Raw genomic sequence first — 24,855 nt, 5'->3', positions numbered from 1 at the left:
TCTTTCTTGGAACAGGTTCTTACAGCCCATTGGCGGGTATTGGTGGGTATTGGCAGGTCGAGCGCGCTCAGGAGCGCCTTACCACGGCGCTTCTCCACCCCTTCGGAGAAAACAATTTATGCACTATAGTGCTTGACATTCAGTCATGCATTACCTATCGTTCATGTGCAAGCAAAATACTGCACATCTGAAAAATCCACAAGGATACAGATCAAAAAGGTGTGCGGGCCCCCATTTTCCTAGCCCCCGAGAAGCCATGCTCCACAAAGCCGCATTTCATCAAGCCCTGGTGGATCTGACCGCGCAGATCGCCGGGCGACCTCTGGATTCCGAACTGCAGGACTGGCTCAACCAAACCCACGGGCCTGACAGCGCTGCCTATGCAGGGCTCAAAGCGGCCTGCCTGGTGGGCGTGGAAGAGGGGTGGCTGTGCGACCGCGAAGGTGGCGGCATCCGCTACGGCCGCGTCTTCAAGGCTGACGATGCGCTGCACCGCTTTTCCGTCGATGTGGTGGACATGCAGGACATTGCGGGCCCTCACCACAGCCACCCTCTGGGGGAAATCGATTTGATCCTGCCGCTCACGGCCGGTGCCACCTTCGACGGGCACCCCGCTGGGTGGTGCGTCTATCCACCGGCCAGCGCCCACTGCCCCACGGTGGCCCAGGGGCGTGCGCTGGTGCTCTATCTGCTGCCGGAAGGGCAGATCCTGTTCACGCGTTAAAGCGGTCCCTCCTTTCTGGCGCTTCTCGCCATACCGATCCCTTTTTTTGAAAGACCTGCATGACTGAACTTCTGGCCAACTTTGCCGCTGGCCGCTGGCAAACCGGAAACGGCCCGGGCACCGTGCTCAGCGACCCGGTGTTGGGCGACGCGCTGGTGCGCGTCGATTGCACGGGGCTGGATCTGCCGGAAGCCTTTGCCTTTGCACGGGCTCGCGGCGGCGCCGCCTTGCGCGCCATGACCTACCGTGAGCGGGCCGCGCTACTGGCGGCGGTGGTGAAGGTACTGCAGGCACACCGTGAGAGTTACTACGACATTGCAACCGCCAACTCTGGCACGGTGAAGAACGATTCGGCGGTGGACATCGACGGCGGCATCTTCACCCTGGGCCAGTATGCGCGGTGGGGCGATGCGCTGGGTGATGTGCGGGTGCTGCGCGATGGCGACGCGGTCAAGCTGGGCAAGGAGCCGGTCTTTTTGTCGCAGCACCTGCAGGTGCCCACGCGGGGTGTGGCGCTGTTCATCAACGCCTTCAACTTTCCGGCCTGGGGGCTGTGGGAGAAGGCGGCGCCTGCGCTGCTGTCTGGCGTCCCGGTGATCGTCAAGCCCGCCACCGCCACGGCCTGGCTCACGCAGCGCATGGTCAAGGATGTGATCGATGCGGGTGTGCTGCCCGTGGGCGCGCTGTCGGTCATCGCGGGCAGCTCTGCGGGTTTGATGGACCAGCTGCAGCCTTTCGATGTGGTCTCCTTTACGGGCTCGGCAGAAACTGCGGCTGCCATCCGGTCGCACCCGGCCGTGGCGCACCGCTCGGTGCGGGCCAATATCGAGGCCGACAGCCTGAACTCTGCCCTCCTGCTGCCCGATGCCACCGTGGGCAGCGATGCCTTCAACCTGCTGGTGCGTGAAGTGGTGCGCGAGATGACGGTCAAGTCCGGGCAGAAGTGCACGGCGATCCGCCGCATTTTGGTGCCCGCTGCGGTATACGACGCTGCGGCCGAGGCCATCGGTGCCAAGCTCGCAGGCATCAGCGTGGGCAACCCGCGCAACGAGAGCGTGCGCATGGGCTCCCTGGTCAGCGCCGCGCAATTGCACGCGGTGCGCGAAGGTCTGGCCGCTTTGAGCGCCCACACCGACCTGCTGCACGATGGCCGCGCACGCCCGCTGGTGGATGCCGACCCTGCCGTAGCGGCCTGCATAGGGCCGGTGCTGCTGGGTGCACGCGATGCCGATGCAGCATCTGCGGTGCATGACATGGAAGTATTCGGCCCTGTCGCCACGTTACTGCCCTACCGTGACCTGGACCATGCCCTGGCGCTGGCGCACAGGGGCCAAGGATCGCTGGTGACCTCGCTGTTTGGTGCTGACGAGGCAGCCTTGGCAGCTGCGGCCGTGCAGCTGGCCGCGAGCCACGGGCGTGTGCATGTCGTCACACCCGATGTGGCGCAGGCTCACACAGGGCACGGCAATGTGATGCCCATGTCGCAGCACGGGGGGCCGGGGCGCGCTGGTGGTGGTGCAGAGCTGGGTGGCTTGCGTGCGCTCGACTTTTACCACCAGCGCAGTGCGGTGCAAGCCAGCCCAGGTGTGTTGGCATCGCTCGGTCTATGAGGCCTGCCAAGGCCTGTGAATTGCCCAGAACAATACGGAGACATCCCCATGACCAGCCTGCCAGAGCGATTCAATTTCGCCGAACATCTGTTCGACCTGAACCGGGCGCATACCGAGCGCACGGCCTACATCGACGACCGGGGGCGCCTGAGCTATGGCGATCTGGAAGACCGCGCCCGGCGGCTGGCCAGCGTGCTGGCTGAGGCGGGGGTGCGGCGCGAAGAGCGTGTGCTGCTGCTGATGCACGACACCAGCGACTGGCCCGTGTGCTTTCTGGGCTGCCTGTATGCAGGGGTGGTGCCGGTGGCGGTCAACACCCTGCTGACCGCAGACGACTATGCCTACATGCTGGCGCACAGCCGGGCGCAGGCTGCTCTGGTTTCGGGGGCCTTGCTGCCTGTTTTGTCCGAGGCCATGGCGCGCAGCGCGCACGAAGTGGGCACGCTGCTGGTATCGCTGCCGGTGGGCAAGCTGCATGCGGGCGCCCGCGATCTGGAGGCGGCCTTGAACAGTGCGTCTCCGTTGGCCGCACCAGCGCCCACCGGCGCGGACGACCCGGGCTTCTGGCTTTATTCGTCGGGCTCTACGGGCAAGCCCAAGGGCACGGTGCACACCCACGGCAACCTGTGGTGGACGGCCGAGCTGTATGGCAAGCCGGTGCTCGGCCTCACCCAGCAGGACGTCTGTTTCTCAGCCGCAAAGCTGTACTTCGCCTACGGCCTGGGCAATGCGCTCACCTTCCCGCTGTCCGTGGGCGCCACTGTGGTGCTGATGGCCGAGCGGCCCACGCCCGATGCCACCTTTAAGCGCTGGGTGGACCACCAGCCCACGGTGTTTTTTGGCGCGCCTACAGGCTTCGCGGGCATGCTCGCATCACCCCGGTTGCCAGCGCGTGCGGCGGTGGCGTTGCGCATGTGCTCCTCGGCAGGCGAGGCGCTGCCCGCAGAGATCGCGCAGCGCTTCAAGGCGCACTTTGGCTGCGACATCATCGATGGCATTGGCTCCACCGAGATGCTGCACATTTTTTTGTCCAACCGCCCGGGCGACATCCGTTATGGCACCACCGGCAAGCCCGTGCCGGGCTACGAGGTGGAACTGCGTGGCGAGGACGGCCAGAGCGTGCCCGACGGCGAGGTGGGCGACCTCTACATCCGAGGCCCCAGCGCTGCTTTGATGTACTGGAACAACCGCGAGAAGACGCGCGACACCTTCCAGGGCGGGTGGACCAAAAGCGGCGACAAGTATGTGCGCGACGCGGACGGCTATTACACCTACGCAGGCCGCAGCGACGACATGCTCAAGGTCAGCGGCATCTACGTCTCGCCGTTCGAGGTGGAGGCCACGCTGATGCAGCACACCGCCGTGCTGGAGGCCGCCGTGATCGGCAAGCAGGACGCAGACGGCCTTACCAAGACGAAGGCGTTTGTGGTGCTCAAGGATGGCAAGGCCGCGACGCAGGACGAGCTCAAAGCCTTCGTGAAGGAGAAACTCGCGCCCTACAAGTACCCGCGTTTCATCGAGTTCGTACCGGAGCTGCCCAAGACCGCCACGGGCAAGATCCAGCGTTTCAGGCTGCGCGAGCTGGAGTCCCGGGCGTGAACGGGGGCATACGCGGAGGTACCAGCGGGGGCCGCGAATGGGCCGCCATTGACTGGCGAGGTCGGCCAGTGCGGGTGGAATACCAGTGGATTGCGCCAGAGCGCCGGTCTGCACCTTTGGTGGTGTTCCTGCACGAGGGGCTGGGGTCGCTGGCGATGTGGAAGGACTTCCCGCAGCAGCTGTGTGAGGCGGGAGGCTTTCGGGGTCTGGTGTTCTCGCGGCCGGGGTATGGGCGTTCCACCCCACGGGCGCCCGATGAAGCCTGGGGTGTGGACTTCATGCACCAGCAGGCGCGGGAGGTATTGCCTGCTTTTTTGGAGGCTGTGGGCGTTAACGAGCCGCCCTGGTTTTTTGGCCACAGTGATGGCGCATCCATTGCCTTGCTGTATGCATCGATGTTCCCGCAGCGGGTCAGCGGTCTGGTCGTGTTGGCGCCCCACCTCTTTGTGGAGGATGTGACCATCCAGAACATCGAGCAGGCGCGGGATGCCTACGAGACCACCGACCTGCCCCGCAAGCTGGGCCGTTACCACGACGACCCGGACTCCGCTTTCTGGGGCTGGAACCGCATCTGGCTCGACCCGACATTTCGCGCGTGGAACATCGAAAAAGAGCTGGGCACCGTGTGTGTGCCCGTACTGGCCGTGCAGGGGCTCAATGACGAGTACGGCACGCTGGCACAGATCCACGGCATTGCTGCCCGCGTGCCCGGAACACAGCTGCTGGAACTGTCCGATTGCGCGCATTCACCCCACCGCGATCGTTCCGACGATGTGATCGCTGCGACCTTGGCGTTCGTGATGGCAGCAGGCCGAAATCCGTGAACACCCGATAGGCCTGCACCTGCGCCCATCGAACGCAGCGCCGGCCCTTATTCCACTCTGCGGCGCAGTTCTTCCAGGTTCACCACAGTGATACCGCCGTACTCGATCTGCAGCACACCCTCGGCTTCCAGGCGCTTGAGTGCAGCGTTGCAGCGCTGGCGCGAGACACCGGACAGATTGGCGATTTCCTCCTGCGATACCTGCAGGTGAGGGTCGCTGCCAGGGTGCAGCCAGGGATGGAAAAGACCTGCCAGCGCCCGCGCCACCTGGCTGTCCGTGTCCAGCAGGTGGTGGGCCGTGAAATTGCCCAGAAACCAGTGCATGCGCTCGTTGATCTGGCGCAGCAGAAAGTGGTCAAAACTGCGCTGGGTGGCGTGCAGCCATTCAAAGGTGTCCACGGGTAAAAGCGCAACCCGGCTGGGGCGCAGCGCAATGATGTCCGCCGTGCGCGGCACGCCACGCAGCAGGGTTCCTTCACCAAACCAGCTGCCTGCAGAAAGACCGCCGAGGGTCACCGAGCGCCCGTTGTCCGAGGTCACCGTCCACTTGAGCAGTCCTTCAACGGCACCGTACCAGTGCAGGGGTACGTCGCCGCGCCGGCACAGGGCGCTGCCCTGGGCCACTTCGACTTCACGCAGGTCGTCCAGGACGCGTCGCTGTGCGCTCTCGTCCAGCAAGGGAAACCAGGCTGAGTTTTTCAGGAGATCGGCGACCGTCGGCGGCGCCAGCTTGACCAGCATGGTGTGAGGCTCCAGAGTGAAGGAGAAATGCGTCCTCGTATACCCTGAGTCCAAATGTCATCGCGATGACTGAGTATGCAGACGCTAAAAAAAATAATGGGTGCATTACCATTTTCCACCAGTCCATGTCATGACAAAGCGCAAAGTCATCGTCACCATCGCTCCCACCGGTGGCATGGCCCACAAGTCGCAGAACCCGCACCTGCCCACCCAGCCCGGTGAAATTGCCGACGATGTGCAGCGGTGCTGGAACGCAGGGGCCAGCGTGGTGGCCATCCATGCACGGCGCCCGGATGATGGCGCCACCTGCAACGCAGATATCTACCGCGACATCAACACCCGCATCCGGGCCAAAGGCTGCGACATCGTCATCAACAACTCTACCGGCGGTGGTGTGCATGGCGACATGGTGCGGCCGCTGTCCGGTGACCGCTGGGAGATCGCCTGGGAAGAGCGCATCAAGGGCATGGATGCGGGGGCCGAGATGTGCACCCTGGATGCCACCACGCTCAATCTGAGCTTTGACGGCCGCGAGATCCTCATGGACACCCCGCTCAGCAAAGGGCGCGAACTGGCACTGGGCATGAAGGCACGCGGCATCAAGCCCGAGTGGGAGGTGTTCAGCCCGACACACATCCTGCAGGATGCCACCACCTTGATCGATGAGGGGCACGACGAGGGCCCGCATTTCATCAACCTCGTGATGAACGTGCACCGCAGCTTCCAGAACGCCATGCCGTATTCGCCGCGCTACCTGCAGATGATGGTGGACGCCCTGCCGCGCAACAGCATCTTTTGCGTGAGTGGCATCGGCCCCTCGCAGCTCGAAGGCAATGTGGCAGCGCTGCTGCTGGGTGGGCATGCCCGCGTGGGGCTGGAGGACAACCTGTATTTCCGCCAGGGCGAACTGGCCACCAATGTGCAGCTGACGGAGCGCATCGTGCGCATCATTCGGGAGCTGGACATGGAGCCCGCCTCGCCAGCAGAGGCCCGCGCCCTCATGGGTCTGCCCCGCGCAGGTGGCGTTCGCCCCACCTTTGCGATCGATTGAGTTGTTGCGATTTCACCCACCAAGAAAGAGGAGACAGATGATGCAGACACGCCGCCAATTCATGAACCACCTGGGCTATGCAACCGCGCTGGGGGCACTGACTCCCTGGAGCGCGATGGCCCAGACGCTGGAGCAGGTGAAGATTTTCTACGGTTTCCCGGCGGGCAGCGCGGGTGACAGCGTGGCGCGCCGGGTGGGTGAGAAGCTGGCGGGTTCGTCCTATACCCGCAATGCCGCCGTGGTGGAGAACAAGCCCGGTGCCGGCGGGCGCATTGCGCTGGAGGCGCTCAAGGGCGCCCCCACCGATGGCAGCGTGCTCACGCTGTCGCCGTTTTCCTGCACGTCCATCTATCCGCACATCTACAGCAAACTCAGTTACGACCCCACGAAAGACTTCGTGCCGGTGTCCATCGCCGCCGTTATGCACCATGGGCTGGCCGTGGGGCCGCTGGTGCCAGCCTCGGTGAAGAACGTGAAAGACTTCCTGGCCTGGGCCAAGGCGAACCCGGGGCAGGCCAACTACGGCTCGCCAGCGGCGGGCTCCACCCCCCATTTCATCGGTGCGCTGCTGGGGCTGAACAACGGCGTGGACCTCAAGCATGTGCCCTACCGGGGATCCATTCCCGGTGTGACCGATGTGGTGGGTGGGCAGATTGCCTCCATGGTGACGCCCAGCGGCGACTTCATTCCCAACCACAAGGCGGGCAAGCTGCGGTTGATCGCCACCTCTGGCCAGGCGCGTTCGCCGTTTTCGCCCGAGGTGCCCACCTTTGCGGAGCAGGGCTTCCCCGAGCTGACGACCGAGGAATGGTTTGGCTTCTACGCACCCGCCAAGACACCGGCCAGCGTGGTTGCAGCCGCCAACGCTGCCATCAACACGGCGATCAAGGAAAAGTCGGTGATCGACAGCCTGGCTGTGGTGGGCCTGATTGCCAAGGGCTCCACCGCCGCAGAGATGGCCGCATCGCAACAGGCGGAGGCAGATCGCTGGGGGCCTCTGGTCAAGAAGATCGGCTTCACGGCCGAGTCCTGAAGGGCACGGACATGGATGTTTCCGTGAACCGGGTGGCGGTGGTCGCCACTGGCGTCATTGGTGCAAGCTGGGCTGCGTATTTTCTCGCCCGGGGGCTGAACGTGGATGCCACAGATCCTTCTCCGGGGGCCGAGCAGCGCCTGCACGATGCCGTGGCACAGCACTGGCCGGTGCTCCAACGGCAAGGGCTTGCGCCGGGCGCCAGCACGGCAAGGCTGCACTTTCATGCTCGGCTGGAGGACGCCGTGGGGCAGGCGGACTTCGTGCAGGAAAACGGGCCGGAGCGGCTGGACTTCAAGGTGGATCTGCTGCGCCGCATAGACGAAGCCGCCCCGTCGCATGCCATCCTGGCTTCCAGCTCTTCAGGGCTGTCTGTTACGGCCATGCAGGCCCAGTGCAAACACCCGGAGCGCGTGGTGCTGGGCCATCCGTTCAACCCCCCGCACATGATCCCGCTGGTGGAGGTGGGAGGAGGCGAAAAGACATCGGCCCAGGCGATCACTACCGCGATGGATTTCTACACCGCCATCGGTAAGCGCCCCATCCATGTTCGGCGCGAAATCAAGGGGCACATTGCCAACCGCCTGCAGGCGGCGCTGTGGCGGGAGGCGTTTCATCTGGTCCACGAGGGGGTTGCCAGTGTGAGCGACATCGACACCGCCATTGCCCATGGCCCGGGGCTGCGCTGGGCGCTGATGGGGCCTTTCATGAACTTGCACCTTTCCGGCGGCGAAGGTGGAATCGCCCATTTGCTCGCGCACCTCGGCGGCCCCATCGAAGACTGGTGGCAGGACCTGGGGGCTCCGCAGATGACGCCAGCGCTGCAAAGCCGTGTCGCTGACGGCGTTACGCAGGCGCTTGGAGGGAGAACCAGTGCGGAGCTGGTGGCTGCACGCGACGCCTTGCTGGTAGACCTTCTGCGTGCCAAGCAAGACGCCCGCGTCCTGGACTGAGAGCGGCTAACAGAACCCTTCTGGCGTTGTTGCCGCGTCTTGCCGTACTACCCGTACTGCCTGCGACGCAGCGCCCGGCCAGAACCGCTTCGCTGAGTTTTGTTCGCCGGTCTGAATCCGCTATTGCACCGTGCGGTCCTGCCGCATGGGTTTATTCGACGGGTTCAACCAAGCGCTTCCAGCAGTGGTGCTGCGCACCGCCGCGCCGCTGGTTAGCGCTGTGTTGCCCATTTTTGTTGCTGCCCCAAGAACACGAGAGATCACCCACACCATGCACCCCGAATTTCTTGGCGATGAAAACCAAATCGCACCGCCCGCCACGGTGTTGGTCCATCAGGACGACGGCTCGTTCGTATTGCGTTCCCCTGTGGCGCTGGGCGCGTATGCGCGCTGCATCGGTGAATGGGTGGAGCAGTGGGCGCGCGAGACACCCCACGCGCTGGCCTTGGCGGAGCGTGACGAGACGGCCGAGCACTGGCGCACCCTGACCTATGGCGAGCTGCGCCAGGCCGTGGGCGCCGTTGCGCAGTCATTGCTGGACCTGAAGCTGCCGGCGGGCCGCCCCATCGCCATTCTTTCCGACAACGCGGTGGACCACGCGGTGCTCATGCTGGCGGCGATGCATGTGGGCATCACGCCCTGTTCCTTGTCGAGCGCCTATGCACGATCCCGTGACCCGGGCCGCCTGCACAGCATGCTTGCGGTGCTGGAGCCTTCGCTGGTTTATGCATCGGACGCCTCGGTCTACGCGCCCGCCCTGGCGGGCTATGCGTCCGATGCCGTCAAGGTCTTCAGTCGCCATGCCGAGGCCGTGCCTGGCGCCTTGCCTTTTGCTCAACTGCTCGCGGGCGTGGAAAGCCCGGCCGTGTCGCAGGCGTTTGAGGCCATCCAGCCCGACGACCCTGCCAAGTACCTGCTGACGTCGGGCTCCACGGGCCATCCCAAGGTGGTCATCAACACCCACCGCATGCTGTGCGCCAACCAGCAGATGATGGCCCAGACCTGGCGGTTCCTGGCTAACGAAAAGCCTGTGCTGGTGGACTGGCTGCCGTGGAGCCACACCTTTGGCGGCAACCACAACCTCAACATGGTGCTGTGCCATGGGGGCGCGCTCTACATCGATGAAGGGCGGCCCGTGCCAGGGCTTATCGAGAAGACGGTGCGCAACCTGCGCGATGTGAAGCCGACGATGCTCTTCAATGTTCCGCGTGGTTTCGACATGCTGTTGCCGTTTCTGGAGGCAGACGCCGCGCTGGCCGCTGAAATCCTCTCGCGCATGCGCCTGGCGTTCTATGCCGCGGCAGCGCTGGCCCCTTCCACCTGGCAGCGGCTGGAGGCCGTGGCAGCACGCGTGCGGCCCGCGTCGCCGCTGTGGCTGACCACGTCCTGGGGATCCACGGAGACATCGCCCGCAGTGACCAGCGCCCACTGGCGCATGGACGGCGCTGGCTGTATCGGTGCGCCGTTGCCCGGGCTTGAACTCAAGCTGGTGCCCAACGGCAGCAAGCTCGAAATGCGGGTCAAGGGTGTATCGGTGTTTCCGGGCTACCGCAATGCACCCTCCGAGACGGCCGCCGCATTTGACAGCGATGGCTTCTACCGCATCGGTGACGCGGGATACCTGGTGGACCCTGTGCGGCCGGAGTGTGGCGTGGTCTTCAACGGCCGGGTGGCTGAGGATTTCAAGCTCTCCAGTGGGAGCTGGGTGTCGGTGGGCACGCTGCGGGTGGAGCTGGTGTCCGAGTTGGCACCCCTGGTGCAGGACCTCGTGCTTACGGGCCACAACCGGGACGAAGTGGGCATGCTGGTGTTTCCCTCTGTCGCCGGTGCAGCGGACCGCGCGCGGCTGGACGACGCCCTGCGTGGTGTCATGCAGGCCCGCCGCACTGCTGGCGCGGGTTCATCGCAGTGCCCTGCGCGTGCACTGGTGATGGCGACGCCGCCCGACCCCGATGCTGGAGAAATCACTGACAAGGGCTACATCAACCAGGGCGCTGTGCTCTCGCGCCGTGCTGCACAGGTCGAGCTGCTGCATGCCAGGCCTGCTGCCCCCAACGTGATCTCAATCTGACGGGGTGCCGTGGCAGCGCCTTCTGCGGCTTTTCGAATCCACCCGTAAAAAAGGACCCGCTGCCTTGGGCAACGGGTCCTTTTTTGCGGAGAAGGAATGATGGGGCATCACCCCGTCACGCCCTTCGCAACGGCTGAGATCAGACCGTGGCGTCCTTGAGCTTCTTCAGCGCGCGGGTCTTGATCTTCACGGCTGCAGGCTTGGCGGGGAACCAGCGCTCTTCACCGGTGAAGGGGTCTTTGCCGAAGCGCTTCTTCTTGGCGGGGATTTGCTGCAGGCCGATTTTCATGAGGCCGGGCAGCGTGAATTCGCCAGAGCCCTTCTTGTGCACCGAACCCAGGATGGTGGCTTCGAGTGCGGCCAGCACGGCCTTGGTGGCCTTGGGTTCCACACCAGCCTGCTCGGCCAGGTGGGCGATCAGCGTGGTCTTGTTGAAGGCGGTCTTGATCGGCTTGATGCCTGCAGCAACAGGCTTGGCCACTGGTGCGGCGGCCTTCTTCGCTGCGGGGGCTGCAGCCTTCTTGGCGGCAGGTGCCGCCTTCTTTGCAGCAGCAGGTGCTGCCGCCTTGACGGCCTTCTTCGCGGGCGCTGGAGTCTTTTTTGCAGTTGCCATGATGGTGATTCTTCTTTGTTCAGAGTTGAATATGCCTCCCCCCAATGAAGGGAAGGTGCGCAATTTTAGGTGCGACTGCGGCATACCGTGCAAAAACGAAGACCCGCCAGCATTAGAGGCTTCTGAGAAGGGCTGTAGAAAGACGCTGCGAGTGAGGGGTCGTGCGCAGTTGGCGTCTGCTGAAGGCCGTGTGTGCTGCGTGCGCTCGCATACATGCATGCATGCATGCACGCATGTGTCCGGTCTTGCTGCTGCGTCAGCGGTGCGCAGGGGTCTCGTGGCGTTGGCGCCACTGGTGGTAGCGCTGGCGCTGCAGCGCCAGCAACTCCACCAGACCCCAGGCCAGCGCACAACCGAGGGTGCCGCACAGCAGGGCGATGCGGTGCACCTCAGTCCTGCGCTGCGGCTGCGTCTTCATAGTGGGTCCATCCGTCGGGGCTGGGCAAATCGAAGCTGGGCCAGCCCGGGGCATCAAAGAGTTCATCCAGCAGCCGCTGCAGTCCTAGCAATCTCCAGAGCATGATCATGTGCCTCTTCGAAGGGTTGTGTCTGCGGGCAAGTTAACGCGCTTGTGTGACAGTTCCGAGTCGTTTCGCCGAATTCACACAGAGGCGTCATGGCGCTGTTGGCGCGTGCGGGCCGGGGCTATGCTTGCTGCCTATCGCCTTGCTGCACGGCCCCACGCCGCCATCGCCATCCACCATGAACACGCTGCCCGAGTTGCTGGCGCTCGAAAAAATCATCGAGCTGGGGGCACCCCATCTGCAGGTGCAGGTGGTTCGGCAGGTGCAGCTGGCGTCGGGCCACAGCTTTCCGATCCATGCCATCGGCGTGGGCAACCCGTCGCTGGACGTGCCTGCCATCGGCTTTTTCGGAGGCGTGCATGGGCTGGAGCGCATCGGCGCCGAGGTGGTCATCGCCTACTTGCAGAACGTGGTCATGCGGCTGCAGTGGGACACCACGCTGCACCGCCAGCTGGAGCAGATGCGCCTGGTTTTCATGCCCGTGGTCAACCCGGGTGGCATGTGGGCCGCCACACGCGCCAATCCGCGCGGGGTGGACCTTATGCGCAATGCACCGGTCGATGCCACGGACCGCGTGCCGCCCTGGATCGGCGGGCAACGCATCAGCGCGGGGCTGCCTTGGTACCGGGGGCGCGCGGGCGATGCCATGGAGGCCGAAAGCCAGGCGCTGTGCGAGGTGGTGGCCCAGGACTTGCTGGCGCGGCCGTTCAGCATGGCCATCGACTGCCATTCGGGGTTTGGCGTGCGTGACCGCCTGTGGTTTCCGTTTGCCCACACGCGCAAGCCCATTGCGCACCTGGCCGAGTTGCATGCGCTGCAGGAGATCTTTCTGCAGGCCCACAGCCACCACCAGTACGTCATCGAGCCGCAAAGCGCCCAGTACCTGGCGCACGGCGACCTGTGGGACCACCTGTACCTGCAGGCCTGCCGCGAGGCGCCCACACACACCTTCCTGCCGCTCACGCTGGAGATGGGGTCGTGGCTGTGGATTAAGAAGAACCCGCGCCAGCTGTTTTCGCGCAACGGCATCTTCAACCCACTCATCAACCACCGCCAGCAGCGGGTGCTGCGGCGCCATCTGTCACTGCTCGATTTTCTGGCCCGCGCGGCCTGTAGCCACGAGCGCTGGGTGCCAGCTCCCGAAGCGCGGGCGCAGCGCAGGGCGGATGCCTTGGCCGCGTGGTACTGAAGAGGTGTTCCCCATGCACCATCCATGGATTCTGCTCAGAGGCCTCACGCGCGAGGCCGCGCACTGGGGCTCGTTTGTCGAAGCGTTCGAGCACGCCCTGCCGGGTGCCCGCGTTGTGGTGCAAGACTTGCCTGGCAATGGCCTGCTGCACCGGGCCGTGTCGCCCGCCACGGTGCGGGGCATGGTGGACGCCTGCCGTGCCCAGCTGGCCGCGCAAGGTGTGCGGCCACCTTTTCGGGTGCTGGCCATGTCGCTGGGCGCCATGGTGGCGACCGAGTGGGCGCGGGTGGCGCCTGAGGAGCTGGTGGGCTGTGTGTTGATCAACACCAGCCTGCGGCCTTTTAGCCCCTTCTACCAACGGCTGCGGCCACGCAATTACGCCGCATTGCTGCGCCTCGCTTTCGGAGGGAGTCCGTCGGAACAGGTGGAGCAGGAGGTCTTGCGCCTGACCAGCAACCGCGCGCTGCACCGACAGCAGGTGGTGCCAGGCTGGGTTGCGATACGCAGGCAGCGCCCGGTGTCGGTTGCCAACACATTGCGCCAGTTAGCGGCTGCGGCCCGCTACCGCGCTCCAAAGAAGCCCCCCTTGGCCAACATGCTGCTGCTGGCAAGCCGCGAGGATGGGTTGGTGCATGGCCGGTGCTCGCAAGCCATCGCCAATGCCTGGCATGTGCCCGTGGCGGTCCATCCTTGGGCCGGGCATGATCTGCCGCTGGACGACCCTGGCTGGGTGATTGAAAAGATCCTGGGCTGGGTGGCAGCAGACTCCAGGAGTTGATGAAGGCAGGGCCGCGCGCCCCTATGCACCCGAGAGGGGGCCGCTCAGTCCATCAAGCCTGGCGAGAACTGCGAAGTCTCCAGCCCGCAACGCCGACCAATGCTGCAAGAACCACCATCGCCCATGGGTTGTTGACGGGAATGGACGACGCGGCACCGCCTGTTCCGTCCAGGGAATACGTAACCGGGCCGCAGTTCACCCCGGGGGCATTGGCCACGCCAGAAAGAACCATGGTCATGGCGGTGTTCGCCGGGACCGAGAAGGTTTGGTCAAAGGCCTGCGAAGAGCCGAAGGACCACTGATACCCGCTACAGATGCTGGATGGATTGAAGGCGCCGACGTGGAACGTTACAAAAACGCCTGTGCCGCAGGTTTGCGGATCGACGATGGCCCGCAATGAACCGCTGCCATTGGTCTGGAAGGGAACCGTCGTGTATTGAAAGTTACCTGAACTGAACGTTGAGCAGGCATCACCCGGCGTACCTGAGCGGAAAAAACGGGGTGACATGGTGGATTCTCCGCCTGTCAGGGACAGGGAGCCCGCGCTGATGGCCGCTGCGACCATAGGGCTCGGCATGGACACGCTTCCGCCGGATGCGATCCCCCCCACATCGTCGACCTGTGCGCCAGCCACCATGATCGGTGCCAAAACCCCTACTGCCAACACTTTGGAAAGCGACTTCGCGAAAGACATGCGTGACCCCTGATTTGGAATGTGAAGATAACTTGTTGTTACATATGTTATGTGTTTCCTATCGAATGGAACAGCGAATTTTTACCAATCAGGCGCTGCGCGAAGAGGGGTGCAGGCACTGCGGAGCCGCTACCTCCAAAGAGCTAAAGGTACGAGGTACCCATCTCATTGCTTGAAAACCACAGCTTCCAGCGCCATCGCCCGGATCGACGCGGCCGCAGCCTCTGCCTTCGCCCGGTTTTCATAGGGCCCCACGCGCACGCGGATGCGGCGGCCCTTGGCGTTGTTCAGCTCTTGGCGAAAGGCGGGTAGCCCTTCGTTGAGCAGGCGGGCCTGGGCCTTGCGGGCGTTGGCTTCGTCGGCAAACAGCCCCACGTTGATGTAGTAGCCCGCCGCCGTGCCCACGGTGGGGAGAGGGGCTGAGGATGCTGGCGCAGCGGCCGAAGCGGAGGCTTTGGGCGTTTTGGCCTTGGCTGCCGAGGCCGCGCGGCTGGCGGGCTCGGCGGGGGGCGTTGTCTTTGCAGAGGGCTTGGGGGCAGCCGTGGCGGGCGCTGAAGAGGGCGTTTTGGACACCGTGGAGGCTGCAGAGGCCGCAGCCGGAGTGGGGCGGTTGGCCTCCGAGGATCGCGCTGGCGTGCTGGCTGGTGCTGCGGCCTTTGGCGCTGGGTTTGCCGGGGCCGCAGACTTGGCGGTGGGCGGGGCCGCTGCCGGTTTCGCTGGGTCAGGAGCCGAGGCGGTGGTGGCGGGAAGGGCGGGGGTAGGGGGCTCTTGTGCAGGAACCGGAACAGGTACGGGTGCTGGTGCTGGTGAAGGCGCCGCCGCAATGGCAGCGGCTGGTGCAGAAGCCGCTGCGCTGGGCCGGGACGCCGCCGCCGTGGCTTGCGCCACCGTTACGGCGGGCTCCAGGGCCAGCGGCTTGGTGTCTGAAGGGGCCCATACCAGGTATGCCAGCGCGGCTGCGGCCACCAGCACCAGGTTGGCCAGCACCAGTGCCTGCAGCCGCTTGCGTGAGCTGGCCTGCTTCTCCAGCAGCACACAGGCCTCGGGCAGCGTGCGTGAGGCCGCCAGCGCGCGGGCCACCCGCTTGCGGATGTCGGCATACAGGATGGCGTTGCCATACAGGCCCGGCACCGCAAAGGCCAGCATTGCAAAGGCGCCGAGCACGCCCAGTTCCACGCCCGGCGGCCATTGCAGGAAGGTCCGGCCGATGCCATACACGATGAGCGCCAGCCCTTCGGCCGCTGCCAGGTAGACCAGCGCGGGGGTCCACAACTGCCGGAACAGCATCCAGTTGAGCGTGGCAAGGCAGGCCGCCCAGTTCCAGGTGGTGGTGGTGCGGCCCGTGTTGTCAAAGCGCTCGAAAACGGCCATGTAGTAGGCCGTGTTCACGGGCCCCAGTGCCAGCCGGGACAGCGCCGTCATGGCGTTGTCGGACGGTGAGTCGAGCGACATGGCCGGGATGATGGAGGCGACAGGGTCCGTGTGGTCGAGCATGGGCCGATTCTGTCATGGGCCGATGTTTGCGCCACCTGGTTTGCGCGCGGGTCAGCGCGGGCGCAACGCTCTGGCCTGATTGCGTTTGGCCCACGCGGGCCTCGCCACTGGACTTTGATTAAAAATGGCCTCTGGCGCTTATCTGTTAAGCGCTAGTAGCTATTAATAATATAGCGTTTGCCGCAGTGGCTGTGGCGTGTCAGGCACCGCGCACCATCGCCATGATCTTCCCCGCGTCCAGCGTGGCGGCCTTTTGCTGGATCTGCGGCAGGTACTGCGACTGCATCTGCTTGGCGGGGCCCAGCAGGTTCTGGAAGGTATCGCGCAGGATGGCCGTGCTCATGACCCGACCCCCGGCGTAGTAGCGCTTGGCCACCTGCCCCAGCGCGTAGGTGGTGGCAAACGAAAACGCCATGCCGGTGGCGGCGCTGCCCAGTCCGCCGATGGTCCGGCCCGCCGCCTTGCCCAGCAGGCCGCCCAGCAGCTTGCGGCCAAACTGCTCCAGGTACTGGGACGTCATGCCCACGCCCGCAGCGGCGATGAATTCCTTGATGTGGCCCTGGTCCAGCTCTACGCCATGGGCCTTGCCAATGCCGTACACCATCTTCACTTGCATGGGGATGATGGCCATTGACGCCCAGGACTGCGGCAGCAGCTCCAGCGCACCGTTGAGCAGCGCGTAGTTGAGGATGGATTTGTCCAGCTCGGCATCCAAAGCACTGCTGGGGGCTGCGGCGGCTGTTGCCGTTGCGGCGGCGGCTGCCCCTGGGAACGCGATAGGCGCGGACACAGGCACGGATAAAGGCACGGCCTTTTCGGCCACATCCACGATCGCATCGGCTTCCCGGTCAAACGCGTCGGTCTGCGGTGCGCCCAGCTGCAGCGCCGTCTTCAGGCCGTTCAGAAACTCGCGTTCTGTCGCCGTCTGGCGACCATCCACGTCGCACACACACACGGCCATTTCGTAGGCCAGCTGGCGGTGCATGGGGTCGCTTAGGGCCTGCACCGCCGCCTGCACGCTGGTGCGCCGGAGCAGCACGTCCTGGTAGATGCGTGGAAGGTCCGCCATGCCTGCGTCGCCCGCGAGCGACTGGGCAATGCGGCGGATCTCTTCGCGCTCGGCGTCGTCCTTGTTGCCGTCCGCAAACGCGGCCAGGAGGGCGATGGTGAGAATGGATTTTTGCTGGTCCAGGTTCATGGGGTGTTGCCTGCAAGGCGTTGGGTAAAAACGGTGGTGCGCTCGCCTGGGGGGCGGTCGCGCGCATGGGATCAGATGCAGTCTAGGCAACGGGGTTTCAACGCCACAGCCTGTGGGGATTTGGGCGCGCGTGGTAACCGGGTGTTTCGGGGGCGGGCCGGGTTATCCCTTGGGTATTTTGGCGACTGTGCGCCAGCGCCCGGCGTGCCTACAGTGCCAACAGGTCTCCACGGCTGTGGAGGCGGCCGACCCTGAAAAATCCCGTTGTTGTGGAGTGCACACTATGAACATCGCCCACCTGCTGCGCCGCAGTGCTTTGCTGCATGCCCACCAGCCCGCTGTACTCCAGGGGAGTGACGTGCTGTGGTCCTACGGCGACCTGGGCGCACGCGCTGCCGCCTTGGCCGCCTATCTGCACACGCAATGCGGCGTTGCCCCCGGTGACCGAGTGGCCATCTACGCCGCCAATGCGCCCGAGTACCTGGAGGCCCTGCACGCCATCGTGTGGGCCGGGGCCGTGTCGCTGCCGGTCAACTACAAGCTGCATGCCAAAGAACTGGCCTACGTGCTGGCCGACTCCGGCGCGCGTGTGGTGCTGGCATCGCAGGCGTTGGCACCGGCCGCGCGCGAGGCCGGGGCGGCGGATGCCGGTCTGCTGGTGTTCGGCTCCGAAGCGTACCGCGCCGCCGTCACGCGCGCGCCCATGGACGTTTGCGATCGCGCACCCGAGGATGTCGCCTCACTGTTCTACACCTCCGGCACCACTGGCCGCCCGAAGGGGGTGATGCAGACCCACCGCAATCTGCTGGCCATGACGGCCTGCTACTTCACCGACGTGGACGATGTGCTGCCCGGCGATGCCATGGTCTACGCCGCGCCCATGTCGCACGGAGCGGGCCTCTACAACTATGCCCAGGTGTTGCGCGGCGGGCGGCATGTGGTGCCGCTGTCGGGTGGCTTTGAGTCTGCGGAGCTGGTGCAGCTTGCGGCCAGCGTGGGCCAGCTCACGTTGTTTGCTGCGCCCACCATGGTGCACCGCCTGGTGGACCATGTGCGCGCCACGGGTGCCGACGTGAGCGGCTTCAAGACCATCGTCTACGGTGGCGGTCCCATGTATGCCGACGACCTGCGCAACGCGCTGGCCGTGATCGGCAACCGCTTCGTGCAGATCTACGGCCAGGGCGAAAGCCCCATGACGATCACCGCCCTGTCGCGCGCCCAGCTGGCCGACCGCAACCAGTCGCGCTGGGCCGAGCGCATGGTATCGGTCGGCGTGGCGCAGTCGCTGGTGGAGGTGCGTGTGGTCGATGCTGCAGGCCAGCCGATGCCCGCAGGCGAGACCGGGGAGGTGGTGGTGCGCGGCGACACCGTCATGCCCGGCTACTGGAACAACCCCGAAGCCACGGCGCAGACGCTGCGCGATGGCTGGCTCTACACCGGCGACATGGGCGCGCTGGATGCCGATGGTTTCCTCACCCTCAAGGACCGCTCCAAGGACGTGATCATCTCTGGCGGCTCCAACATCTACCCGCGTGAGGTGGAGGAGGTGCTTCTGCTGCACCCCCAGGTGCGCGAGGTGGCCGTGGTGGGGCAGCTCGATGCGGAATGGGGCGAGGTGCCTGTGGCTTTTGTGGTGGCGGAGGAGGGCGTGAGCCCGGATGCACTGGACGCGCTGTGCCTGGCCCATATAGCCCGTTTCAAGCGCCCTCGGCTGTACCGCTTTGTGCAGGCTTTGCCCAAGAACAGCTATGGCAAAGTGCCAAAGACAGCACTTCGAGAGATGCTCTCGGCGGATCGAACGGGTTAGCGCGGGTGTTCGGCGTCTTTGTCAGTTTGCGCAGCAGAGAACGCACGGGCGCTGCGTCAACGAAATTTTTCAGCGGTGCGAATCCGTGGTCAAGCTTCCCAGCACCATTCCGCCCCATTCCTGCAGCTGCTTTTGTTTCTCGTCATCCGTCAACTGGTTCGCATCCTGCTGCCGTTTCAATTGCTTCAGCAAGGGCAGCAAATCTGTCTGCTTTGACTGCACATGAGCTGGCTCTGCCGTGTTCTCGGTGATCTTGTTGTTTTCCACCTTGAGGACGTGCAGCGATTGCGAGGCGGCCTGCGTGATCAGTGCGCGCACAGGCTCATCCTTCTCGTAGCCTAGCTCTACCTGCGTGCTGCTGCTGTCTTCCACCTTTTCGTAGGAATAGTTCTGGGTTGCAGAGTCTGATGTCAACTTTGGTGCTGCTCTTGAGTGCAGCGATTGGTGATAGGCAGCAGAAAGCTTGGCGGACTGGGTCTGGGTGAAGCCGCGGTTGCTGGGGGATGAGCCGGAGATCTGAGTGGACTGTTTGAGTGTGTATTCGAAGGTGTCAACCTCTTTGGTGCGGCGCGGATTGGACGCACGGCGGGTTGCGGTAATCGATGCATCAAAGTCCGCCAGGCCGGTGAGCAGGCTCTTGTCGCCTTCACTGAAGGCGTTGGCGTCGCGCGTCAGATCGACCGGGTCGCCAATGCTGATACTGGCGCTGCCTGACCTCCCAGGGGAGTTTGCCGATTCATAGCCGCCGTTCAGGGCGGCGAAGCTGGACTTGAACAGGTCAACCAAGCCGCTGTCTGCATGCCCGCGCTCTGCTGCCTTGTCGATGCGGCTGAGGTACTGTCGCACGGCGTAGGCCTTCTGGTCTGCGGTGCCCCATAGCGCGGGCTGCCGCAAATCGGTTTTCATTCTTACGGTGCCTTCAGGGCTCTTGAGTTCAATCTCGCGGGTTTTGGCGTCTGCGCTGATGTTGGCACCGAGCTTCAGGATGCGGACGCCATCCTGGTCCACCCCATAGATATCCACCTTGAATTCCAGCTTGGTGAAGAGCTTGCTATCGAACTTCAGCAGACCGTCCAGCCGCAGCACAGGGGATTCAGCCGTCAAGCCCTCGATAGCAAGATCGAAACCTTCTGCCAGAGATTGGAGTGCGTCCTTTTCCTGCTGCGTAAGGTTGCCATCCACCTCGATCTGCACAGCGATGCCAGAGCCTGTGGCGCGTTGCTCCCGCTGGTCGGCTATGGAGATCCGCACCGTGGCGCCAGATTGAGTGGTGATGGCAAATGTCGCACTGGCGCTGGGGCTGGATTGAATGCCCCACATAGCGCCAGTAGCCTTGCCTTGAATTTTGTCGGGCGAACTCACTGCACCCAGGTTCACCACCGTCTGACGGTAGCTCGAGCCGGTGCGGGCGGCCTGCTCTATCAGGGCGGACCCCAAACCGGCAAACCGCGCCTTTTCCGTCGTGGCGCTCGCGTTTCGGCCGATGATCTGATCCACAGCGGTCGTTGGTGTCTGCTCCCATACCTGCATTTGCCGGCTGCTGGTCTGCGATGGGGCGATTGCTTCGTAGGTGACGTCGATCGACTCCATCGCCGAGGGCCACTGGGTAACGTGCAGAAACCGGGTGTCACCCATCGTCGAAGGCACGGCTTCCGGGATGGCAGATGGAGTGAAGTTTGTGACGCTGTTGCGGGTCACGTCCGGCGATACGGCGCTCGCTATCGGTACGCGTGAAGAAGCCTGCGCAGAGGCCGTCACCGATGCTTGGGTGGAATTTCCTGACGGGCTCCAGCTTGTGGAAAGAGGGGAGAGGCTGATCGCACTCATTCAGGATATTTCATAGCTGTCTGACGGATATCGGCAGAAACGAGGAGGACTGAAGCCTGGCGTTCTGCGCTAGCGTGCAACGCCACACTAGAGAACACTGGGGCAGGAAGCGGGCGCTTCAGGGGCACAAAAGCGCCCTCCTGCGAAGGCCAATGCATTGGTCTACCATCCAGCTCTGATTTTTTGAGCTTGCCATGACTACCAAAACCCTCAAGATCGATTTCGTCTCCGATGTCTCCTGCCCCTGGTGCATCATCGGCCTCAAGGCGCTGGAGCAGGCGGCCGATCGCCTGAAGGGCGAAGTGGCCCTTGATATGCACTTTCAGCCTTTCGAGCTGAACCCGCAGATGGGCCCCGAGGGCCAGGACATCAACGAGCATCTGCAGGAAAAGTATGGCTCCACGCCCGAGCAGCTCGAACGCAACCGCGAGGCCATTGCCGCGCGTGGCGCAGACCTGGGATTCACCTTTGGCAAAGGCAAACGCAGCCGCGTCTACAACACTTTTGACGCGCACCGCCTGCTGCACTGGGCTGAAGAGAAGGGCCTGCAGCCGCAGCTCAAGCATGCGCTGTTCAAAGCCTATTTCACCGATGGGCAAGACCCCAGCAACCACGAAGTGCTGGTGCGCGTGGCCGGTGAGGTGGGGCTGAATGCGGACGAGGCGCGTGAACTATTGGCGTCTGATCGTTTTGCCGAAGAGGTGCGCGAGCGTGAGCAGTTGTATTTGCAGAATGGCATCCACTCGGTGCCCGCCATCATCATCAACGAGCGCCACCTGATCCAGGGCGGGCAGCCGGTGGAGGTGTTTGAGCAGGCGCTGCGGCAGATTGCCAGCCAGGCTTGATGAATACTATTGTTTTGATAGCTGCTGGCGCTTGATAGATAAGCGCTAGGGGCTGATTTTATATAAAAAGCAGAAAGGGGCCATGGCCCCTTTCTGCTTTCTGTTGTGTACGGCCTTGCCCGCTTATTTGCGCAGCGGGATGGCCATGGCCCGGTCCACCGGCACGGCGGTCACGCTGTTTTGCGGTGATCCCTCGATGAGCTTTTCGGAGTACGTCAGGTACACCAGCGTGTTGCGGGCTGGGTCCACCATGCGCACGATGCGCAGGCGTTTGAACAGGATGGACATGCGTTCGCTGAACACTTCTTCCTGCTTCTTGAGTGGCTCGGGAAAACTTATGGGCCCCACCTGGCGGCAGGCAATCGAGGCTTCGGCGCGGTCTTCGGCCAGGCCCAGGGTGCCCTTGATGCCGCCCACACGGGCGCGCGAGACGTAGCAGGTCACACCCAACACGCCGGGGTCGTCATAGGCTTCCACGAGGATGTCGTGGTCGCGGCCGATCCACTGGAAGGCGGTGTCTACGGTGCCGATCTTCTCGCTGGCAGCGTTGGCCGCTCCGGCCAGGGTGAGCGCCGATGCGATGGCAAGCACCGCACGGGTCCACAACGTGGTGGCTGCGTTCATGCAGTGGCTCCGGTTTCGGTGCATCGCTGGGCCAAGTGCGCCAATGCTTCTTCGACCTGGTCCACCAGCACCAGGCACAGGTCGCCCGGTTGCAGGCGCGCCAGGGCGGCGTCGATGGCGATGAACTCACCGCGAATCTCTTCGACGTGTGTGGTGCGCGATGCGCCCGCCAGGCCCTCACGCAGCAGGGCCATCACCTCGCCATCGGCGCGGCCGCGCTGGGCAGCGTCCTGGTACAGGATCACGTCGTCAAATGCGGCGCCCAGGATCACGGTCTGGTCGCGGATATCTTCGTCGCGGCGGTCGCCCGCACCGCTGATCACCACGCTGCGGCGCTTGGCGGGCAGGGCGTCCACGGCACCCACCAGGGCGCGCATGGCGTCGGGATTGTGGCCGTAGTCGGCAATCACGGTGGCGCCCCGGTAGTCCATGATGTTGAAGCGGCCGGGCGCGTTGTCGCTGTCGTTCACAAAGCCTGACAGGCCCCGGCGGATGGTCTGCCAGGGCATGCCCACACCCCAGGCGGCGGCCACGGCCGCCATGACGTTCTCGACCTGAAAACCGATCTTGCCGTTGCGTGTGATGGGTACGTCGCGCAGGTGGATGGTCTCGCGCCACGAGCCTTCCGAAGCTACGATGGAGTCGCCATCCACATACACCGTGCGGTGGCCCTGAGCGCGGTGCGTGGCCATCACGGGATGGTGGCGGTCGCTCGCAAAGAAGATGATCTTGCCAGGGCAGGCGGGCGCCATGGCGGCCACGATGGGGTCGGCCGCGTTGAGCACGCCGTAGCCTGTGATGGCCACGTTCTGCACGATCACGCGCTTGAGTACGGCCAGGTCTTCCACCGTGGTGATGTAGTTCAGGCCCAGGTGGTCGCCCGCGCCGATGTTGGTCACCACGGCCACCTGGCAGCGGTCAAACCCCAGGCCTTCGCGCAGGATGCCGCCACGGGCGGTCTCGAACACGGCTGCATCCACCTCGGGGTGCAGCAGCACGTTGCGCGCGCTTTTTGGGCCGCTGCAGTCGCCGCTATCGATCTGGCGGCCGTTCACGTACACGCCGTCGGTGTTGGTCATGCCCACGCGCAGGCCCTGGGCGGTGAACAGGTGGGCGATGAGGCGGGCCGTGGTGGTCTTGCCGTTGGTGCCGGTGACGGCCACCACCGGGATGCGCCCATCGTCGCCATGGGCGTAGAGCTTGTCCACCATGGCCTGACCCACGTTGCGGGGCTTGCCGTAGCTGGGCGCGAGATGCATGCGCAGGCCGGGGGCGGCGTTCACTTCCACAAAGCCGCCGCCTTGTTCTTCGAGCGGGCGCAGCACGGTCTCGGCCACCATGTCGACGCCGCAGATGTGCAGGCCCACCATCTGGGCGGCGGCCACAGCGCGTGCGGCAACCTCGGGGTGCACATCATCGGTCACGTCGGTGGCGGTGCCACCCGTGGACAGGTTGGCGTTGTTGCGCAGGACGACGCGCTGGCCCTTGGCGGGCACCGAGTCGGGCGTCAGGTCTTGCATGGCCAGGCGGGCCACGGCAATGTCGTCGAGCCGGATCTTGGTGAGCGAGGTGGCATGGCCCTCGCCCCGGCGCGGGTCGAGGTTGACCTGGTTGACCAGCTCGCGCACCGTGTGCTGGCCGTCGCCCAGCACCTGGGGCGGTTCGCGGCGTGCAGCGGCCACCAGTTGGTCGCCGACCACCAGCAGGCGGAAGTCATGGCCCGGCAAAAAGCGCTCGACCATCACGGTGCCGTATTCGGCGGCGTTCTTGTAGGCTTCTTCGAGCTGGGCGCGGTCGGTGATGTTGACGGTCACACCCTTGCCCTGGTTGCCATCCTGCGGCTTGACCACCACGGGCAGGCCGACCTTCAAGGCCACTTCCCAGGCTTCGTCCACGCTCTCGACCGGCTTGCCCAGCGGCACGGGCACGCCAGCGGCATGCAGCAGGCGTTTGGTCAGGTCCTTGTCCTGGCCGATGGATTCGGCCACGGCGCTGGTCGAATCCACCTCGGCCGCCTGGATACGGCGCTGCTTGGAGCCCCAGCCAAACTGCACGAGGCTGCCACGCGTGAGGCGGCGGTAGGGGATGCCGCGCGCCACGGCGGCGTCCACGATGGAGCCGGTGCTGGGGCCCAGGCGCTCGTCTTCGTCGAGTTCGCGCAGCTCGGCAATCACGGTGTCGGCATCAAAATTGCCTTCGCCTTGCGCTGCCTTGATGAGTTGCTGCGCATACTCAAAGGCTTTGCGGCCCACGGCCTCTTCGCTGTATTCCACGACCACCTGGTACACACCCGCATCCGTGGTAGCGGTGGTGCGCGCAAAGGTGACAGGGCAACCTGCCTGCGCCTGCAATGCCAGGGCGGCAGTCTGCAGCACATGGGCCAGCGAGACATCGCCGCCCCCGGTTTCGGGGTGCAGCGCGCCGATGGCGGGAAACAGGGCCCGCAGGCGGGCTTCGAACCCGGCCATCTGGCCCACGGCGCGCTCGTTTTCGGCGCAGGTCACCACGGCCTCGATGGCCATGTGGCGGCTCCAGAGGTTGGGGCCGCGCAGGGCCCGGGTGCGGGATACATCCATGGAAGTCTCTTTCAGTGGTCCATCAGGGCGCTGAGGCCCTGTTCAGGTCGTGGGATGCGAGGTCAAACAACAAACTAAAGC

General features: G+C 64.6%; 22 protein-coding genes. 12 read left to right on the top strand and 10 right to left on the bottom strand.

Annotated elements, in window-relative coordinates:
• The first annotated feature begins 256 nt into the window (after nt 1–256).
• The 4 genes from ACODS0_RS20160 to ACODS0_RS20145 are packed head-to-tail and all read left to right on the top strand — an operon-like array spanning nt 257 to nt 4,757.
• Nucleotides 257–724, top strand: coding sequence for a 4-hydroxylaminobenzoate lyase (locus ACODS0_RS20160; protein WP_488836755.1), 468 nt, complete (start codon nt 257–259; stop codon nt 722–724).
• Between the two features lie 59 nt (nt 725–783).
• Nucleotides 784–2,334 carry a 3,4-dehydroadipyl-CoA semialdehyde dehydrogenase gene (locus ACODS0_RS20155; RefSeq protein WP_488836753.1) on the top strand — a complete coding sequence of 517 codons (1,551 nt, stop codon included), beginning with the start codon at nt 784–786 and terminating at the stop codon, nt 2,332–2,334.
• A 48-nt stretch (nt 2,335–2,382) separates the two neighbouring features.
• Nucleotides 2,383–3,933, top strand: a complete 1,551-nt coding sequence (locus tag ACODS0_RS20150; protein WP_488836751.1) for a benzoate-CoA ligase family protein — start codon at nt 2,383–2,385, stop codon at nt 3,931–3,933.
• The gene (locus ACODS0_RS20145) at nt 3,930–4,757 is read left to right on the top strand and encodes an alpha/beta fold hydrolase (protein ID WP_488836749.1); all 828 of its coding nucleotides are present in this window, start codon (nt 3,930–3,932) and stop codon (nt 4,755–4,757) included. The genes ACODS0_RS20150 and ACODS0_RS20145 overlap by 4 nt, the downstream gene beginning before the upstream one ends.
• 47 nt (nt 4,758–4,804) lie before the next feature.
• On the opposite strand, the gene ACODS0_RS20140 is transcribed toward ACODS0_RS20145, so the two are convergent.
• Nucleotides 4,805–5,497, bottom strand: a complete 693-nt coding sequence (locus ACODS0_RS20140) for a Crp/Fnr family transcriptional regulator (RefSeq protein WP_055393318.1) — start codon at nt 5,495–5,497, stop codon at nt 4,805–4,807.
• A gap of 130 nt (nt 5,498–5,627) precedes the next feature.
• Here ACODS0_RS20140 and ACODS0_RS20135 point away from each other — a divergent pair, with 130 nt between their 5' ends.
• The 4 genes from ACODS0_RS20135 to ACODS0_RS20120 all read left to right on the top strand — a co-directional run bounded on the left by ACODS0_RS20135 (nt 5,628) and on the right by ACODS0_RS20120 (nt 10,605).
• A complete protein-coding gene (locus ACODS0_RS20135) occupies nt 5,628–6,548 on the top strand; it encodes a beta-keto acid cleavage family enzyme (RefSeq protein WP_488836747.1) in 921 nt (306 codons plus the stop codon).
• Between the two features lie 40 nt (nt 6,549–6,588).
• On the top strand, nt 6,589–7,581 hold the full coding sequence (locus tag ACODS0_RS20130; protein ID WP_487257348.1) for a Bug family tripartite tricarboxylate transporter substrate binding protein: 993 nt from the start codon (nt 6,589–6,591) through the stop codon (nt 7,579–7,581).
• Between the two features lie 11 nt (nt 7,582–7,592).
• Nucleotides 7,593–8,534: a 3-hydroxyacyl-CoA dehydrogenase NAD-binding domain-containing protein gene (locus ACODS0_RS20125; protein WP_488836745.1), complete on the top strand. Its 942-nt coding sequence runs from the start codon at nt 7,593–7,595 to the stop codon at nt 8,532–8,534.
• Nucleotides 8,535–8,805: 271 nt separating this feature from the next.
• Nucleotides 8,806–10,605, top strand: a complete 1,800-nt coding sequence (locus ACODS0_RS20120; protein WP_488836743.1) for a feruloyl-CoA synthase — start codon at nt 8,806–8,808, stop codon at nt 10,603–10,605.
• A gap of 139 nt (nt 10,606–10,744) precedes the next feature.
• Here the strand turns inward: ACODS0_RS20120 and ACODS0_RS20115 are convergent, their stop codons facing one another.
• The 3 genes from ACODS0_RS20115 to ACODS0_RS20105 form a co-directional block, all read right to left on the bottom strand.
• On the bottom strand, nt 10,745–11,218 hold the full coding sequence (locus ACODS0_RS20115; protein ID WP_121421155.1) for an HU family DNA-binding protein: 474 nt from the start codon (nt 11,216–11,218) through the stop codon (nt 10,745–10,747).
• Nucleotides 11,219–11,474: 256 nt separating this feature from the next.
• Nucleotides 11,475–11,636 (bottom strand): hypothetical protein, encoded by a 162-nt coding sequence (locus ACODS0_RS20110; protein ID WP_176887027.1) that lies wholly within the window; start codon nt 11,634–11,636, stop codon nt 11,475–11,477.
• On the bottom strand, nt 11,608–11,739 hold the full coding sequence (locus ACODS0_RS20105; RefSeq protein WP_255354175.1) for a hypothetical protein: 132 nt from the start codon (nt 11,737–11,739) through the stop codon (nt 11,608–11,610). The genes ACODS0_RS20110 and ACODS0_RS20105 overlap by 29 nt, the downstream gene beginning before the upstream one ends.
• A gap of 181 nt (nt 11,740–11,920) precedes the next feature.
• Between ACODS0_RS20105 and ACODS0_RS20100 the strand changes: the two genes are divergently transcribed.
• Both ACODS0_RS20100 and ACODS0_RS20095 read left to right on the top strand, forming a co-directional pair.
• Complete coding sequence (locus ACODS0_RS20100) at nt 11,921–12,931, top strand: M14 family zinc carboxypeptidase (protein ID WP_487261022.1); 1,011 nt, start codon at nt 11,921–11,923, stop codon at nt 12,929–12,931.
• A gap of 13 nt (nt 12,932–12,944) precedes the next feature.
• Nucleotides 12,945–13,709, top strand: coding sequence for an alpha/beta fold hydrolase (locus ACODS0_RS20095; RefSeq protein WP_488836740.1), 765 nt, complete (start codon nt 12,945–12,947; stop codon nt 13,707–13,709).
• A gap of 52 nt (nt 13,710–13,761) precedes the next feature.
• Here ACODS0_RS20095 and ACODS0_RS20090 read toward each other — a convergent pair whose 3' ends face one another.
• From ACODS0_RS20090 to ACODS0_RS20080, 3 genes are all read right to left on the bottom strand, one after another.
• Complete coding sequence (locus ACODS0_RS20090) at nt 13,762–14,403, bottom strand: hypothetical protein (RefSeq protein ID WP_147433264.1); 642 nt, start codon at nt 14,401–14,403, stop codon at nt 13,762–13,764.
• A gap of 165 nt (nt 14,404–14,568) precedes the next feature.
• Nucleotides 14,569–15,897: an SPOR domain-containing protein gene (locus ACODS0_RS20085; RefSeq protein ID WP_488836739.1), complete on the bottom strand. Its 1,329-nt coding sequence runs from the start codon at nt 15,895–15,897 to the stop codon at nt 14,569–14,571.
• A gap of 199 nt (nt 15,898–16,096) precedes the next feature.
• Nucleotides 16,097–17,095, bottom strand: a complete 999-nt coding sequence (locus tag ACODS0_RS20080; protein WP_488836738.1) for a YcjF family protein — start codon at nt 17,093–17,095, stop codon at nt 16,097–16,099.
• A 283-nt stretch (nt 17,096–17,378) separates the two neighbouring features.
• Here ACODS0_RS20080 and ACODS0_RS20075 point away from each other — a divergent pair, with 283 nt between their 5' ends.
• Nucleotides 17,379–18,902 carry an AMP-binding protein gene (locus ACODS0_RS20075; RefSeq protein ID WP_488836737.1) on the top strand — a complete coding sequence of 508 codons (1,524 nt, stop codon included), beginning with the start codon at nt 17,379–17,381 and terminating at the stop codon, nt 18,900–18,902.
• 69 nt (nt 18,903–18,971) lie between these two features.
• Here the strand turns inward: ACODS0_RS20075 and ACODS0_RS20070 are convergent, their stop codons facing one another.
• A complete protein-coding gene (locus ACODS0_RS20070; RefSeq protein ID WP_228896200.1) occupies nt 18,972–20,729 on the bottom strand; it encodes a hypothetical protein in 1,758 nt (585 codons plus the stop codon).
• 194 nt (nt 20,730–20,923) lie between these two features.
• Between ACODS0_RS20070 and ACODS0_RS20065 the strand changes: the two genes are divergently transcribed.
• On the top strand, nt 20,924–21,574 hold the full coding sequence (locus ACODS0_RS20065; RefSeq protein ID WP_488836736.1) for a DsbA family oxidoreductase: 651 nt from the start codon (nt 20,924–20,926) through the stop codon (nt 21,572–21,574).
• 123 nt (nt 21,575–21,697) lie between these two features.
• Here the strand turns inward: ACODS0_RS20065 and ACODS0_RS20060 are convergent, their stop codons facing one another.
• Nucleotides 21,698–22,198: a CreA family protein gene (locus ACODS0_RS20060; protein ID WP_488836735.1), complete on the bottom strand. Its 501-nt coding sequence runs from the start codon at nt 22,196–22,198 to the stop codon at nt 21,698–21,700.
• Nucleotides 22,195–24,774, bottom strand: coding sequence for a cyanophycin synthetase (cphA, locus tag ACODS0_RS20055; RefSeq protein ID WP_488836733.1), 2,580 nt, complete (start codon nt 24,772–24,774; stop codon nt 22,195–22,197). Before cphA ends, ACODS0_RS20060 begins: the two co-directional genes overlap by 4 nt.
• Nucleotides 24,775–24,855 lie beyond the last annotated feature (81 nt).

The organism is Acidovorax sp. FG60 (genome assembly GCF_057808995.1).
Note: the sequence above shows the minus strand (reverse complement) of the source record. Positions and strands in the feature narration are given on the sequence as shown.